The sequence below is a fragment of the Dialister invisus DSM 15470 genome (assembly GCF_000160055.1).
GTDB lineage: Bacteria > Bacillota > Negativicutes > Veillonellales > Dialisteraceae > Dialister > Dialister invisus.
This window is the reverse complement of the sequence record NZ_GG698602.1, coordinates 885425-898094: the sequence shown is the minus strand read 5'-3', so window position 1 is coordinate 898094 and position 12670 is coordinate 885425. Positions and strand designations below refer to the sequence as shown.

General features: G+C 46.9%; 19 protein-coding genes and 1 tRNA gene. 18 read left to right on the top strand and 2 right to left on the bottom strand.

The genetic code is table 11. The features are described 5' to 3' along the window. Positions 1 to 3: 3 nt before the first annotated feature. The 16 genes from rplF to GCWU000321_RS04335 all read left to right on the top strand — a co-directional run bounded on the left by rplF (position 4) and on the right by GCWU000321_RS04335 (position 9364). Positions 4 to 546, top strand: coding sequence for a 50S ribosomal protein L6 (rplF, locus tag GCWU000321_RS04410; RefSeq protein ID WP_007069888.1), 543 nt, complete (start codon positions 4 to 6; stop codon positions 544 to 546). 18 nt (positions 547 to 564) lie between these two features. Further along, positions 565 to 930, top strand: coding sequence for a 50S ribosomal protein L18 (gene rplR / locus GCWU000321_RS04405; protein ID WP_007069887.1), 366 nt, complete (start codon positions 565 to 567; stop codon positions 928 to 930). Between the two features lie 17 nt (positions 931 to 947). Further along, a complete protein-coding gene (rpsE, locus tag GCWU000321_RS04400) occupies positions 948 to 1448 on the top strand; it encodes a 30S ribosomal protein S5 (protein ID WP_007069886.1) in 501 nt (166 codons plus the stop codon). A gap of 13 nt (positions 1449 to 1461) precedes the next feature. Further along, positions 1462 to 1641, top strand: a complete 180-nt coding sequence (rpmD, locus tag GCWU000321_RS04395) for a 50S ribosomal protein L30 (RefSeq protein ID WP_022027523.1) — start codon at positions 1462 to 1464, stop codon at positions 1639 to 1641. 14 nt (positions 1642 to 1655) lie between these two features. Beyond that, positions 1656 to 2096, top strand: coding sequence for a 50S ribosomal protein L15 (gene rplO / locus GCWU000321_RS04390; protein WP_007069884.1), 441 nt, complete (start codon positions 1656 to 1658; stop codon positions 2094 to 2096). Between the two features lies 1 nt (position 2097). Then, on the top strand, positions 2098 to 3360 hold the full coding sequence (gene secY / locus GCWU000321_RS04385) for a preprotein translocase subunit SecY (protein ID WP_007069883.1): 1263 nt from the start codon (positions 2098 to 2100) through the stop codon (positions 3358 to 3360). Positions 3361 to 3371: 11 nt separating this feature from the next. Beyond that, complete coding sequence (locus GCWU000321_RS04380; RefSeq protein ID WP_007069882.1) at positions 3372 to 4025, top strand: adenylate kinase; 654 nt, start codon at positions 3372 to 3374, stop codon at positions 4023 to 4025. Next, a complete protein-coding gene (gene map, locus GCWU000321_RS04375) occupies positions 4022 to 4774 on the top strand; it encodes a type I methionyl aminopeptidase (RefSeq protein ID WP_007069881.1) in 753 nt (250 codons plus the stop codon). Before GCWU000321_RS04380 ends, map begins: the two co-directional genes overlap by 4 nt. Positions 4775 to 4820: 46 nt before the next feature. Then, on the top strand, positions 4821 to 5042 hold the full coding sequence (gene infA, locus GCWU000321_RS04370) for a translation initiation factor IF-1 (RefSeq protein ID WP_007069880.1): 222 nt from the start codon (positions 4821 to 4823) through the stop codon (positions 5040 to 5042). Positions 5043 to 5058: 16 nt separating this feature from the next. Continuing rightward, on the top strand, positions 5059 to 5172 hold the full coding sequence (rpmJ, locus tag GCWU000321_RS04365) for a 50S ribosomal protein L36 (RefSeq protein WP_008859825.1): 114 nt from the start codon (positions 5059 to 5061) through the stop codon (positions 5170 to 5172). Between the two features lie 22 nt (positions 5173 to 5194). Beyond that, complete coding sequence (gene rpsM / locus GCWU000321_RS04360) at positions 5195 to 5572, top strand: 30S ribosomal protein S13 (RefSeq protein WP_007069879.1); 378 nt, start codon at positions 5195 to 5197, stop codon at positions 5570 to 5572. An 18-nt stretch (positions 5573 to 5590) separates the two neighbouring features. Beyond that, the gene (rpsK, locus tag GCWU000321_RS04355) at positions 5591 to 5980 is read left to right on the top strand and encodes a 30S ribosomal protein S11 (RefSeq protein WP_007069878.1); all 390 of its coding nucleotides are present in this window, start codon (positions 5591 to 5593) and stop codon (positions 5978 to 5980) included. Positions 5981 to 6071: 91 nt separating this feature from the next. Further along, positions 6072 to 7052 carry a DNA-directed RNA polymerase subunit alpha gene (locus GCWU000321_RS04350; protein WP_007069877.1) on the top strand — a complete coding sequence of 327 codons (981 nt, stop codon included), beginning with the start codon at positions 6072 to 6074 and terminating at the stop codon, positions 7050 to 7052. Positions 7053 to 7085: 33 nt separating this feature from the next. Then, positions 7086 to 7427, top strand: coding sequence for a 50S ribosomal protein L17 (rplQ, locus tag GCWU000321_RS04345; RefSeq protein WP_007069876.1), 342 nt, complete (start codon positions 7086 to 7088; stop codon positions 7425 to 7427). Between the two features lie 153 nt (positions 7428 to 7580). Then, positions 7581 to 8171, top strand: a complete 591-nt coding sequence (locus GCWU000321_RS04340) for a 3'-5' exonuclease (protein WP_007069874.1) — start codon at positions 7581 to 7583, stop codon at positions 8169 to 8171. Between the two features lie 161 nt (positions 8172 to 8332). Beyond that, positions 8333 to 9364, top strand: a complete 1032-nt coding sequence (locus GCWU000321_RS04335; protein ID WP_007069873.1) for a DMT family transporter — start codon at positions 8333 to 8335, stop codon at positions 9362 to 9364. Positions 9365 to 9468: 104 nt separating this feature from the next. On the opposite strand, the gene GCWU000321_RS04330 is transcribed toward GCWU000321_RS04335, so the two are convergent. Both GCWU000321_RS04330 and GCWU000321_RS04325 read right to left on the bottom strand, forming a co-directional pair. Next, positions 9469 to 10443, bottom strand: coding sequence for an AEC family transporter (locus GCWU000321_RS04330; RefSeq protein WP_007069872.1), 975 nt, complete (start codon positions 10441 to 10443; stop codon positions 9469 to 9471). Position 10444: 1 nt separating this feature from the next. Then, positions 10445 to 11413, bottom strand: a complete 969-nt coding sequence (locus GCWU000321_RS04325; protein WP_007069871.1) for an AEC family transporter — start codon at positions 11411 to 11413, stop codon at positions 10445 to 10447. A gap of 177 nt (positions 11414 to 11590) precedes the next feature. On the opposite strand from GCWU000321_RS04325, the gene GCWU000321_RS04320 reads away from it, so the two are divergent. Further along, positions 11591 to 11680 (top strand) — tRNA-Ser (locus GCWU000321_RS04320). Positions 11681 to 11766: 86 nt separating this feature from the next. Then, a complete protein-coding gene (locus GCWU000321_RS04315) occupies positions 11767 to 12624 on the top strand; it encodes a YitT family protein (RefSeq protein WP_083786268.1) in 858 nt (285 codons plus the stop codon). The last annotated feature ends 46 nt before the right edge of the window (positions 12625 to 12670 follow it).

Genomic DNA, 12670 nt, shown 5'->3' with positions numbered 1-12670 from the left:
AACATGTCAAGAATTGGCAAAAAACCGATTGCGGTTCCGGCAGGTGTGGAAGTCAAGATTGACGGACATACTGTCACCGTAAAAGGTCCGAAAGGCACATTAAGCCGTAAATTAAATCCGGCGATCGACGTTAAAGTAGAAGATGGACAGGTTAACGTTATTCGTCCAAATGATGAAAAAGAAAGCCGTTCCCTGCACGGTCTATGCCGCACGCTTGTGAATAACATGGTGGTCGGCGTGACACAAGGGTTTGAAAAGAAATTGGAGATCCAGGGTGTTGGATACAATGCACAGATGCAGGGGCGGAATCTGAAGCTGGCTCTCGGGTTTTCCCATCCGGTTATCATTACCCCTCCGGAAGGAATTACTCTTTCCACACCGTCTTCCGTTATCATTGTCGTATCTGGCGCTGATAAGGAAATGGTAGGGCAGGTTGCTTCTGAAATCCGTAACTGGCGCAGGCCTGAACCTTATAAAGGCAAAGGGATCCGTTATTCCGGCGAACACGTTCGTCGTAAGGCTGGTAAGACCGGCGCAACGAAGTAAAACAGGAGGTAGAAAGATATGCGTAAAAATGCAAGCAGAACAGCTGTTATTCGCCGCCACCTGCGTCTTCGCCAGAAGATTACCGGTACTGCTGATCGTCCCCGTCTGAGTGTTTTCCGTTCTTTGGCGAACATTTATGCACAGGTGATTGATGATACGACCGGTACTACTCTCGTTGCGGCAAACAGCCTCGATAAAGAATTTAAGGCTGATTTCCCTTATGGTGGCAATATAGAAGCTGCCAGGGCAGTCGGTGAACTGGTAGCAAAAAGAGCTCTCGCAAAGGGTATTGATACCGTAGTGTTCGATCGTGGAGGCAATATATATCATGGCAGAGTAAAAGCTCTGGCTGAAGGTGCCCGCGAAGCCGGCTTGAAATTTTAAGGTAAAGGAGAAAGCACATGCCAAGATTTGAAAAACAGGAATCCGACTTACAGGAAAACGTCGTTTTTATTAACCGCGTTGCTAAAGTCGTAAAAGGCGGCCGTCGTTTTTCCTTTGCTGCAGTTGTAGTTGTCGGTGATGGAAAAGGCAGAGTAGGCGCAGGCCTCGGCAAAGCTGCCGAAGTTCCGGAAGCGATTCGCAAGGGCGTTGAAGATGCTAAGAAAAACATGATTAACGTTGCTTTGAAGAATGGCACCATTCCCCATGAATCCCTTGGGATTTACGGAGCAGGCAAAGTTATTATGAGACCGGCTGCTGAAGGTACAGGTATCAAGGCGGGCGGTCCGGTTCGTGCAGTGCTTGCGCTGGCAGGCGTTCGCAATGTTCTCACCAAATCCCTTGGTTCTTCCAATCCGATCAATATGGTAAAAGCTACCTTGGACGGAATGGCAAAATTGGAAAACGTTCAGACCGTAGCGGCACTCCGCGGCAAAACGGTTGATGAAATTTATAACTGATAGGAGAACGATCATGAAGGTTATCATTACACTCAAGAAAAGTGTGATCGGCTCCAAACCCGAGCACATCGCTACAGTGAAAGCTCTCGGTCTGAAGAAGACCAATTCCTCTGTAGTGAAGGAACTCACCCCCCAGATTCAAGGCATGGTACATGCCGTTCGTCATCTGGTTGAATGTAAAGAAGCTGAATAAAAGGAGGTGCACGAATGAAACTGCATGAACTGAAACCGGCTGAAGGTTCCAAAAGAGCACGTCGTCGTGTAGGTCGTGGCATAGGTTCCGGCATGGGAAAACAGTCTACCCGCGGAGCTAAAGGACAGAATGCAAGAACTGGCGGCGGCGTCCGTCCGGGATTTGAAGGCGGCCAGATGCCCCTGTATCGCCGACTCCCAAAACGCGGCTTCAAGAATATTTTTGCTGATAAATATGCTGTTGTTAACGTAGAACAGCTGAACCGCTTTGAAGATAAAGCTGTTGTAGATCCGGCAGCTCTTGTAGAAGCAGGTATTCTTAAAAATGTTCTCGATGGCGTCCGTATTTTGGGCAATGGAGAACTGACTAAGGCTCTTGATGTAAGAGCGCAGGGATTCACCAAGTCCGCACAACAGAAAATTGAAGCAGCAGGTGGAAAAGTAGAGGTGATCTGATATGGGATCTGCCTTCGCAAACTTTGCAGCCAATAAGGAATTGAAGGATCGCGTTCTCTTTACGATGGTGATGTTCTTCGTATTCCGTCTTGGCGTACATATTCCGGTTCCCGGAGTAGATACATCTATTTTAGAAAGTCTCTTTTCATCAGGAAATCTCTTTGGGTTTCTGGATCTGTTCTCCGGCGGTGCTCTGAGCAAATTTTCACTTTTTGCCATGAGTATTACCCCGTACATCAATTCTTCCATTATTATGCAGCTTCTGACTTCCGTTATTCCCACGTTGGAAGAATGGCGGAAAGACGGGCAGGAAGGGTATAAGAAGATCCAGAAAGTCACAAGATACTTCACGATTTTCCTTGCTGTCGTGCAGGCTTTCGGCATGACTTACGCACTGCGTATCAATCATGCACTGGTGGATAACAGCTGGCTTTATTTTGGATTCATTATCGTAGTTCTGACAGCAGGCACATGCCTTCTGATGTGGATCGGCGAGCAGATCACCGAACACGGCATCGGTAATGGTATTTCTCTTATTATCTTCTGTGGTATTGTGGCGCGTTTTCCGGAAGCCATTTCCACAGTCATTGAATACCTGAAGATTGGGACGATCAGTCCGTTCCAGCTTCTTCTCTTTGTTATCATTGCCCTTGGCATGATCCTTATGGTCATCGAGGTCAATGAGGGACAGCGAAGAGTGTCCATCCAATACGCAAAACGTGTTGTTGGCCGTAAAATGTACGGCGGACATTCCACATTCCTGCCTTTGAAAGTCAATCAGGCAGGTGTTATCCCGATCATTTTCGCTTCTTCCATTATTATGCTTCCGGTTACACTGGCGCAGTTCGTTCATATTGGTTGGGTGCAGTCTGTAGGCAACTTTTTTGCCTGGGGATCTTGGCCTAATACGATCTGCTACGGTATCTTGATCTTCATTTTCACCTATTTTTATACGGCGATTTCCCTGAACATCAAAGAACTGGCAGATAATATGAAGAAATACGGCGGGTTTATTCCCGGTATCCGTCCCGGCGAACCGACAATGATATATATCGACAAGGTTATGAGCCGCATTACACTGGCAGGTGCTCTTTTCCTGGCATTCATTGCGATTCTTCCGAACTTTATCGGAAATATTACCGGTATCCAGGGCGTATACTTCGGCGGCACGTCTTTACTGATCGTTGTCGGTGTTGCCCTTGATACGATGAGACAAGCGCAGTCGCTGATGGTAACAAGAAACTATCAGGGCTTCATTAAGTAAGGAGCAGGGTTATGTATATTTTGTTAATGGGACCTCCCGGTGCAGGAAAAGGCACGCAGGCGGAAAAACTCATTCGTGATTACGGTATCCCCCAGATTGCTACCGGTGATATGTTCCGCGCGGCAGTAAAATCCGGGACCGCCCTCGGAAAAGAAGCCAAAAGTTATATGGATAAAGGAGCGCTCGTACCTGACAGCGTGACTATCGGCATTGTTAAGGAACGGCTTGCGCAGGATGACTGCAAAAAAGGCTGGATTCTTGACGGATTCCCAAGAACCACTGCACAGGCGGCGGCTCTTGATACTATACTCCATGAACTTGGAATCAGACTTACAGCTGTTATCGGAATCAAAGCTGATTCGAAAGGTCTCGTGAAGAGAATTGGCGGCAGGCTTGTCTGCAAAAAATGCGGTGCTTCTTTCCATAAGGAATTCCGTCCGCCAAAGAAAGAAAATGTCTGTGATAACTGCGGCGGGAAACTTTATCAGCGTGCTGATGATAATGAAGCGACAGTGGAGCAGCGCCTTGCCGTTTATGAGAAATCCACAAGACCTCTTATTGACTACTACGAAGCCAGTGGAAGATTTTGCGAAATTGACGGCGATCAATCCATGGAAAAAGTGTATTCTGACATCCGGGACGCATTGAAAAAGGCTTCAAAATGATTACGATTTATACATCGGAAGAAATAGAGAAAATTGCCGCGGCGGGAAAACTGACTGCAGATACACTCTCTATGCTTGAAAAGGCAGTTCGTCCGGGAATCAGCACCTTGGAACTGGATGAAATGGCGGAGAAATTTATCCGCAGCAGAGGCGGCATCCCGAGCTGCAAAGGTTATGAGGGGTTTCCAGGAAGTATCTGCGCCTCTGTCAACGATACAGTTGTCCATGGGATCCCTTCGGCCCGAAAGATTTTGAAGAAAGGGGATATTATTTCCCTGGATCTTGTGGTAGAATTAAATGGTTATATGGGTGATTCCTGTATTACCGTTCCTGTCGGGCATACGAATAAAAAGAATGCGCAGCTTTTAAAAGTGACAGAAGAAGCGCTTTTTGCCGGAATTAAACAGGCTGTACCGGGAAATACGGTCGGTGATATCGGTCATGCGGTTGAAAGTTACGTAAGGCCTTATGGCTATGATGTACTCCGGGATTATGTAGGTCATGGCATCGGCATTGAAATGCATGAAGACCCGGAAATTCCGAACTACGGAACGCCGGGACACGGACCACGGCTGGAAGAAGGAATGGTTATCTGTATCGAGCCGATGGTTACTATGGGCAGAGCGGATATAATAACGCTTCGCGATGGCTGGGGTGTGGTGACGACAGACGGTTTGCCTGCTGCACACTGTGAGCATACCATCGCCATAACCGGAAACGGCCCGAGAATTTTGACACTGCGTGATTAATGCAGCAGAAGACCGGTGAGTCTATGAAAAGCCAAAGGAGGCTCGAATGAGCAAGGCAGACGTTATCGAAGTGGAAGGAAAAGTTGTTGAAAAGCTTCCCAACGCCATGTTTCGTGTAAAACTTGAAAATGGCGGACATATCGTACTGGCGACGATTTCCGGCAAAATGCGTATGAATTTCATCCGTATCCTGCCCGGGGATAAAGTAACCATAGAACTTACGCCCTACGATTTAGAGCACGGCAGAATTACCTATCGTTACAAGTAAGCAAGGAGGAACCAAGATGAAGGTCAGACCGTCCGTCAAGAAGATGTGTGACAAATGCAAAATCATCAAACGCAAAGGCCGTGTAATGGTCATTTGTGAAAATCCAAAGCATAAGCAGAGACAAGGTTAATTAAAAGGAGGTACAAGAGTAGATGGCACGTATAGCTGGTGTAGACTTACCAAGAGATAAGCGCGTTGAGATCGGCTTAACTTACATTTTTGGGATAGGCCTCACTCTTTCCAGAGAAATTTTGAATAAAGCCGGAATTAGTCCGGACGTCCGCGTCAGAGATCTGACGGAAGACGATGTCGCCAATATCCGCAATGCACTTGCAGATTATAAAGTGGAAGGCGACCTGCGCAGGGAAGAATCCCTCAACATTAAGCGTTTAGTGGAAATCGGTTCTTACAGAGGCCGCCGTCATCGTGACGGACTGCCCACCCGCGGACAGCGTACAAAAACAAACGCCCGTACCCGCAAAGGACCGAGAAAAACGATCGCAGGCAAGAAGACTGCGACCAAGAAATAATGTTGAAGGAGGGATAAAATGGCTACGGTAAAAAGTAAAGCAAAAAGAAAAGAAAGAAAACATGTAGAATCCGGTGCAGCGCATATTCGTTCCACATTCAACAATACGATTGTAACGATTACTGATTCTAACGGTAATACCATTGCCTGGGCATCTGCCGGCGGACTGGGATTCAAAGGTTCCCGTAAGAGCACACCGTTTGCGGCGCAGATGGCAGCAGAACAGGCAGCGAGAGCAGCCATCGATCAGGGAATGCGTTCCGCTGATGTATTTGTCAAAGGACCGGGCGCAGGCCGTGAAGCCGCTATCCGCGCATTGCAGGCAGCAGGTATTGAAGTCAGCAGCATTAAGGACGTTACCCCGATTCCTCACAACGGCTGCCGTCCTCCAAAACGCAGAAGAGTATAATAAAGGAAAGAGTTTCTTTCAGAAATAAATCTTAATTCCTTTTATTCCTGCGTAATATTTTGGCGCCAATGGCGCAGAAGGAGGACTTTGGATGAACGAAAATACAAGCTTCACAATTAAGACTGTGGAAATGAGTGCTGACGGGCGTTACGGCAAGTTCGAATGCGGACCGCTTGAACGCGGATACGGTATCACACTTGGCAACAGTCTTCGTCGCGTGTTGCTTTCATCTTTAGACGGTGTGGCGATTACGTCTATCAATATTGATGGAGTGGAACATGAATTTTCCACTGTACCCGGTGTACGGGAAGACGTAACAGACATGATCCTGAATTTGAAAAAAATCCGCTTCATCGCTTATGAAGAAGCGGAATTCCCAATCAAAGTCCGCGTAGATGTGACTAAAGAAGGAGTTCTTCTTGCAGGTGACCTTCAACTTCCGTCGGAAATTGATGTTCTGAATGGAGATTTGGCACTCTGCACACTGGATACGGAAGCGCATCTCGGAATGGAACTGACCATTGACCGCGGGCACGGCTACGTTCCTTTTACAAAAAATAGAAGAGAAGACGATCCCATCGGATCCATTCCGATTGACTCTATTTATTCTCCTGTGGTTAAATGCAACTATAATGTCAGCGATACCCGTGTAGGCAACGAAATGGACTATGATAAGCTGACACTGGAACTGGAAACTGACGGTTCCATCAAAGCAAGTGACGCAGTGGCCACTGCTGCCACTATTCTGATGAACTGCTTTGAACTGTTCCGTCCTCTGGCAACCGGTCCGATACTGGAAGCAAGAGATGGCAGCGATATGGCACGGCAGTCCTCCGATCAGCAGGCGGAAGAAGAGAAAATCGATCTCTCCGGCATTCCGATCGAAGAACTTGAACTTTCCGTTCGTGCATTTAACTGCCTGAAACGGGCTGAAATCAATACCCTTGACCAGCTTGCCGAAAAGACAGAAGAAGAACTTGGACGTGTACGTAATCTTGGTAAAAAATCAATTGATGAAATTATTGAGAAACTGGCACAGTTCAGAGGTCTCGGACTTCATTTGAAAGATTAAAATCCAAAAAGATAGGTAATTTAGGAGGAAACAATGGCACGTAGTAGACTGAGAAGAGTCAGCGGCGCGCGTAAAGCACTGCTCCGCAGCCTCGTAACGGCTCTGTTCCAGTATGGTCGCATTACCACTACTGAAAGCAAAGCGAAAGAACTTCGCCACGTAGCAGACAAAATGATCTCTCTTGCGAAGAGAGGCGATCTTCATGCCCGCCGCCAGGCTGAAGCATTCATCATGGATAAAGCGGTGACAAAAAAATTGTTTGATGAAACCGCAAAGAAATATACAGAACGCAACGGCGGCTACACCCGCGTACTGAAACTTGAAGCTCGTCTCGGTGACAATGCACCGCAGGCAATTATTGAGCTCGTTGACTGAAATCAGAAGAAACGCTCCGGAAGGGGCGTTTTTTTATGGGGAGATGAAAGAGAGGGCAGTCGAAATGAAGGATGCAAACCGAACCGGAAAAATAGGAAGAGCTTGCCGATTTTTTATTCTATACGGTACAATACAGCGGAGAAAGGGACAGGCATGAAAAGAAGCAACAACACTCTCTTTAAAGATATACGGAGCCACGAAGTGAAAGCGCGGGAGAGGATCCTTGCTGCCGCCCGCGGCACATATACCGTCATGGATATAGAAACAACGGGAATGTATTCCGATATTACCGAAATCGCCGCACTCTGTGTCGTGAGTGGAGAAATCCGGGATACTTTCCATACTCTTGTCAAAGCGAAGGGACCTATAGAAAAACGCGTAGAAAGACTTACCGGTATTACCTCTGATATGCTTGAAGAACAGCCGCCTATCGACGATGTACTGCCGATATTTATGACGTTTATTGAAGGATTTCCGCTTGTGGGGCACGGACTTGATTCCGACCTGATTGTCATTGACAGAAATCTGAAAGCTGTTGGTAAACCTCTTGTTACCAATGATTATATCGATACCCACAGTCTTGCGAAACTCCTTCTTCCGGAAAGGGAAGGAGAACACAGGAAATATTCCGTTAAAGCCCTTGCAGAATATTATGAACTGCCCTGCAGTACTTTCCATCGTGCCATGGACGACTGTATGGCAGAAAAAATGCTTTTTGAAAGACTTTTGGCGGAATGGAAATAGAAAGATAAACATTTGAGGACACGCACATCAGCTGTCCTTTTTTATTGTGTACAATTTCATTAGAATGTTCATTAACTTACTTTTGCAAAATTTTAACTATTGAAGAAGAAAGAAGAATAAAAGTATGATATATCCTAAAGGATAAATTAAACTTGGAGAAAATGATGTATCGGTATAAAGTAAAACATAATCCTTTCCGCCGGCTCAAGATGGCTTTTAAATCAAGAAAACGGACAAGGGGGAATATTTTTTTAGGGGTCGTTACCACTATACTGGCTTCTCTTTCCTTTACTGCCATGTCCGCCTGTGCAAAAGCATTAGCACCTATTTCTTCCGAAGAAATGACTTTTTTTCGCGGGCTTGTGGGGCTTATTTTCATTCCGCTCCTCACGCTCCAGACCAAAGAGCCGTTTTTTACAGGGAAATATAAATTTATGCTTTCTCTTCGAGGGTTCTTCGGCAGTGCGGCTTTGCTTTTTTACTTCCTTTCCATCGAGGGGATGACCTTGGGAGATTCGCAGATCCTTTCACAGTTGGCGGCCTTTTTCATGTGTATTCTTTCACCGATCTTTCTGAAAGAAAAACTGCCTAAAGAAGCTATTCCGGGACTTGTTGTTATCGCGCTCGGCACCCTTTGTGTCGTGCAGATATGGAATTTTGATTCGTTCAATGTATATGCCCTTTTCGGTATCGGGGGCGGCTTTTTTTCTGCGGCCGCATACATCGTCATTTCCATGCTTGCCGAACGGGATTTTAAATCAAATACGGAAATCGTTTTCTATTTCCAGATTTTCAGTATCGCCGTAGGGGCGGCTCTTATGAAAGGCAGTTTCACCATGCCGGAAGGAATTCAATGGGTGTGGCTTATCGGACTGGGACTCTTTGCTCTCTCGGCACAGATGTTTATGACCTGGGCTTTCCAGCATGTGAATTCTCTCATCGTTTCTTTCCTTATGTACAGTGAAATCCTTTTCCATGTTCTTTTCGGCTGGTACTTCTGGGATGAAATACTTACCTGGGCATCCTGGCTCGGCGGCACTCTTATCGTCCTCGGATCTATCATGCTTATGGTATTCAAACCGAAAAGCATTGACAATGACACCCATCACCACGAAGACAGGATTTCCAAGCAGAAACGGAAAGAGGAAAGACCTGCTGAAAACATTGCCCTTGACACGGAAAGATCGATATAGCGGCAGAAATTGATATTTCAGACAAGTTTTATTATGCGAAGCCGATAAAAGAATAAACAGCAAAAAAGACTTTTCCTGTTATGGGGAGAAGTCTTTTAAAGCGATTATAAGGGAAATAATATTCTTGCCATATAGATGACGCCGGTCATGGTGATACAAGACAGGAAAGTCGTCATCATCACGATTTCCGTGGCGAAGTTTTCATGATTATGGAATTCCACGGCGTAAAGGACGGAATTGACAGGAGACGGCACGGCAGACATGATGAGAATCGTCTGTGAAGCGACTTGTGAAAAAGGACAGCCCGCGAGAGCCCAGAGCCGGATGAGGAACCATGCACAGAAAGGACCGATAAGGAGCCGGACAAAGCAGGCAAGCCAGGCGTCAGGATCACTGAAAGAAATTTTCGAGCGGTGGATCTGCATGCCGAGTGCCATCATGACGACAGCCACAAGAGCGGCTGCACAGTTTTGAAGGATGGGCCATATGAATGTGCCTGACAGGTCGATGCCAATGGATTTTACAGCAAATGCCGCCGTGAGCGTGTAAATAACAGGCATGTGGAGGACGACACGGAGCGCGTCATGGGGGGAAAGGCTTCCCTTTCCTGCCTGATAAAGACCGAGGGTATTCAGAAACATATTCATCTGTACCAGGACGAGCGTGCTTACGGCTGCAGCTTCCGCCAGATAAGGCGTCCCGCTTTCCGTGACATAAGGAGCGTTGGAGAAGACAAGGGCAATCAGGGCGATACCGATATTTCCCGCATTGGAAAACATGGTGCCGTTTTTAAAAGCTTCCCGCTTTCCGGCATCCCAGTTTCTTGCTTTGGCAATAAGCGTCCCGATGACGCCGAGCATAGCCATGAGGACAAGGGAAATAATGAAAACGTGGAAGAGAGAAAAATCAATCTTTGCCACATAAATGCTGTAAAAAATAAAACAGGGAAGAATGATGTAAAAGGTCAGTTTGGTCAGAGAATTGACGTCGAGCCGGAAGCGCCTGTCCATGAAGTAGCCGATAGCTACAAAGATTAGAAGGGGCAGAATATTGTCGGTGATGATTTGCAGAAATGCCATATTAAACTCCTGCAGGAAATAAATACTGTGCCAGCCGGATAGCGCATGTGAGCGTTACAAGGCCGAAAGCAGAGCTGTACAGGATGGATTTGGCCACTCTGTGGGGACAGCAGTTGTAATCGACTGCAAAAAGGATAAGCGAAAAAGAAGAGGGGACAGCGGCATAAATGAAGAAAACCTGTGCCGTTACAGGGGTAAAAACGCCGGCCAACATAATGATGGCAAAGGCAATCAGCGGAGACAGGAAGAGTTTATTTATCGATGTACCGATGGTAAATAAATCCGGTCTGCCGATAGGCGTACGGTGAAGCTGCGCGCCGGCGGTAATCGTCGTAAGAATGATGAAAGCGCCTGTGAAATGGGAAAGCACAGGCCACAGAAAGGTTTGTTCCAAAGCGATTCCGCCCGTGCGGACGGCTGCTGCCGCGAAAATCGCGTAAACAGCGGGCATGGAAATAATAAATTTTACAGTACTGGACAAAGAATTTCCTTTCGCCCCCAGAAGCGAGGCACCGACCGTATTGATGGCGATATTCATCAAGATCAGGAGAAGGACGATTGCGCCGCGGGCCTCATCAAGGTATGGTGCAGCTCCGTCTGATGCATATGGCGGGTGGGAAAATATCATGAGGATGAGGGCGATGCCGATCTGTCCCGCATTGGAGAGTGTAGAAAGAGCACGGAATGTGTTTTTTTCATCACCCGTAAATCCAAGTGCCTTTGCGATGAGATAGGCTGCCGCGCTGTCGGCGAGGAGGAGCGCGATGCCGGCTGGAAGAAGAATTGCTGTCGCCGCATCGGGACGGTACAAATACATGCTGTAAAAAATAAAGGCAGGGAGAACTACCCGGGTCACCAGCTTGGCGTAAGTATTCAGATCCAGCTTGAATTTGGAATCCATAAACCAGCCTGCAGCAAGAAATACGATAAGCGGCAGAATGTCATTCCATAAAATTTGGAGAAATATCATAACGGTCACTTTCCCTAAAATATATTATCTATAAGACATAGTATACAACGGATGAGCGGCAAGATACAGATGAGCAGTTATATTTGTTTCAAAAAGCAGAAAGTTCTTTATGGAAAATGGGCCGCCGCCCGGTTTCATTGACAAGGGCAGTGTGTTCCGCTAAAATAAAAACGTTATGGAAGGGTGTCCGAGCGGTTGAAGGAGGCGGTCTTGAAAACCGTTAACTTCGTGAGAGGTTCATGGGTTCGAATCCCATCCCTTCCGCCATATATGCTCGCCGCAGTTTTCCGCTGCGGTGCTTTTTTTCTGAAAAGGGGTTTCTCTTGGTTATTTTTGGACGCCAAATCAATATGATGAGACAAATCCGCCGCGCTGCCGGTCTGACTATCGGTGCGATGATTTATTCAGCGGGGCTGAATCTGTTTCTTGTACCGAACAACATCATTGACGGCGGTGTGACCGGTATGTCTTTGCTTCTTTCCGAGCTGGCAGGGATTCCCTTCAGCGTACTCATCGTGTTGCTGAATATCCCATTCTTTATTCTTGGTTATAAACAGCTTGGCCTGCGCCTGGCGGTGTCTTCCATGTTTGCCATCATCGTGCTTTCCTTCTGGAGCCATATCTTTGAGCAAATGGAACCGGTAACGACAGATCCGTTCTTATCTACCATTTTCGGGGGGATCATCATCGGTTTGGGCATAGGACTTGTCATTAAAAACGGGGGATCCCTCGACGGGACAGAAATTGTTGCTATTTATCTGGACAGCCGTTCCGCTTTTTCCGTAGGCGAGATTATTTTATTCTTCAATTTCTTCATTTTGGGAAGCGCCGGTTTTGTTTTTACATGGAACAGCGCCATGTATTCTCTTATTGCTTACTTTATCTGTTCCCGCATGATGGATGCCGTTTCCACGGGGCTTGATTCGTCAAAAGGCGTATTCATTATTACCACGAAGTACGATGAAGTCGCCTCGGCCATCGTAAACGATATGCATCACTCTGTCACCCGCCTTCATGGACAGGGAGGATTTCTGAAAGATGACAAAGACATTCTCTATGTGGTGATTTCAAGACTGGAAGTGACAAAGATGAAAGGCGTCGTGAAAGGCATCGACAGCGCGGCTTTCCTTTCCGTTTTTGATGTGCAGGAGGTCCAGGGCGGACGTGTGGGGAAAGGCTGGAAGCGGGAAGAAAACAGAAGCCCGTGCTGAGATTATGCAGAGCTGTTTGATTACTATAGAATTTGATGCATGCAGG

Coding starts and splice junctions, on each gene's coding strand:
- rpsE (WP_007069886.1), top strand. CDS start 948: ATGCCAAGATTTGAAAAACAGGAATCCGACTTACAGGAAAACGTCGTT.
- map (WP_007069881.1), top strand. CDS start 4,022: ATGATTACGATTTATACATCGGAAGAAATAGAGAAAATTGCCGCGGCG.
- infA (WP_007069880.1), top strand. CDS start 4,821: ATGAGCAAGGCAGACGTTATCGAAGTGGAAGGAAAAGTTGTTGAAAAG.
- GCWU000321_RS04330 (WP_007069872.1), bottom strand. CDS start 10,443: ATGGCATTTCTGCAAATCATCACCGACAATATTCTGCCCCTTCTAATC.
- rpsK (WP_007069878.1), top strand. CDS start 5,591: ATGGCTACGGTAAAAAGTAAAGCAAAAAGAAAAGAAAGAAAACATGTA.
- GCWU000321_RS04340 (WP_007069874.1), top strand. CDS start 7,581: ATGAAAAGAAGCAACAACACTCTCTTTAAAGATATACGGAGCCACGAA.
- rpmJ (WP_008859825.1), top strand. CDS start 5,059: ATGAAGGTCAGACCGTCCGTCAAGAAGATGTGTGACAAATGCAAAATC.
- rplR (WP_007069887.1), top strand. CDS start 565: ATGCGTAAAAATGCAAGCAGAACAGCTGTTATTCGCCGCCACCTGCGT.
- GCWU000321_RS04315 (WP_083786268.1), top strand. CDS start 11,767: ATGAGACAAATCCGCCGCGCTGCCGGTCTGACTATCGGTGCGATGATT.
- rpmD (WP_022027523.1), top strand. CDS start 1,462: ATGAAGGTTATCATTACACTCAAGAAAAGTGTGATCGGCTCCAAACCC.
- GCWU000321_RS04380 (WP_007069882.1), top strand. CDS start 3,372: ATGTATATTTTGTTAATGGGACCTCCCGGTGCAGGAAAAGGCACGCAG.
- rplQ (WP_007069876.1), top strand. CDS start 7,086: ATGGCACGTAGTAGACTGAGAAGAGTCAGCGGCGCGCGTAAAGCACTG.
- GCWU000321_RS04350 (WP_007069877.1), top strand. CDS start 6,072: ATGAACGAAAATACAAGCTTCACAATTAAGACTGTGGAAATGAGTGCT.
- rpsM (WP_007069879.1), top strand. CDS start 5,195: ATGGCACGTATAGCTGGTGTAGACTTACCAAGAGATAAGCGCGTTGAG.
- rplO (WP_007069884.1), top strand. CDS start 1,656: ATGAAACTGCATGAACTGAAACCGGCTGAAGGTTCCAAAAGAGCACGT.
- secY (WP_007069883.1), top strand. CDS start 2,098: ATGGGATCTGCCTTCGCAAACTTTGCAGCCAATAAGGAATTGAAGGAT.
- rplF (WP_007069888.1), top strand. CDS start 4: ATGTCAAGAATTGGCAAAAAACCGATTGCGGTTCCGGCAGGTGTGGAA.
- GCWU000321_RS04335 (WP_007069873.1), top strand. CDS start 8,333: ATGATGTATCGGTATAAAGTAAAACATAATCCTTTCCGCCGGCTCAAG.
- GCWU000321_RS04325 (WP_007069871.1), bottom strand. CDS start 11,413: ATGATATTTCTCCAAATTTTATGGAATGACATTCTGCCGCTTATCGTA.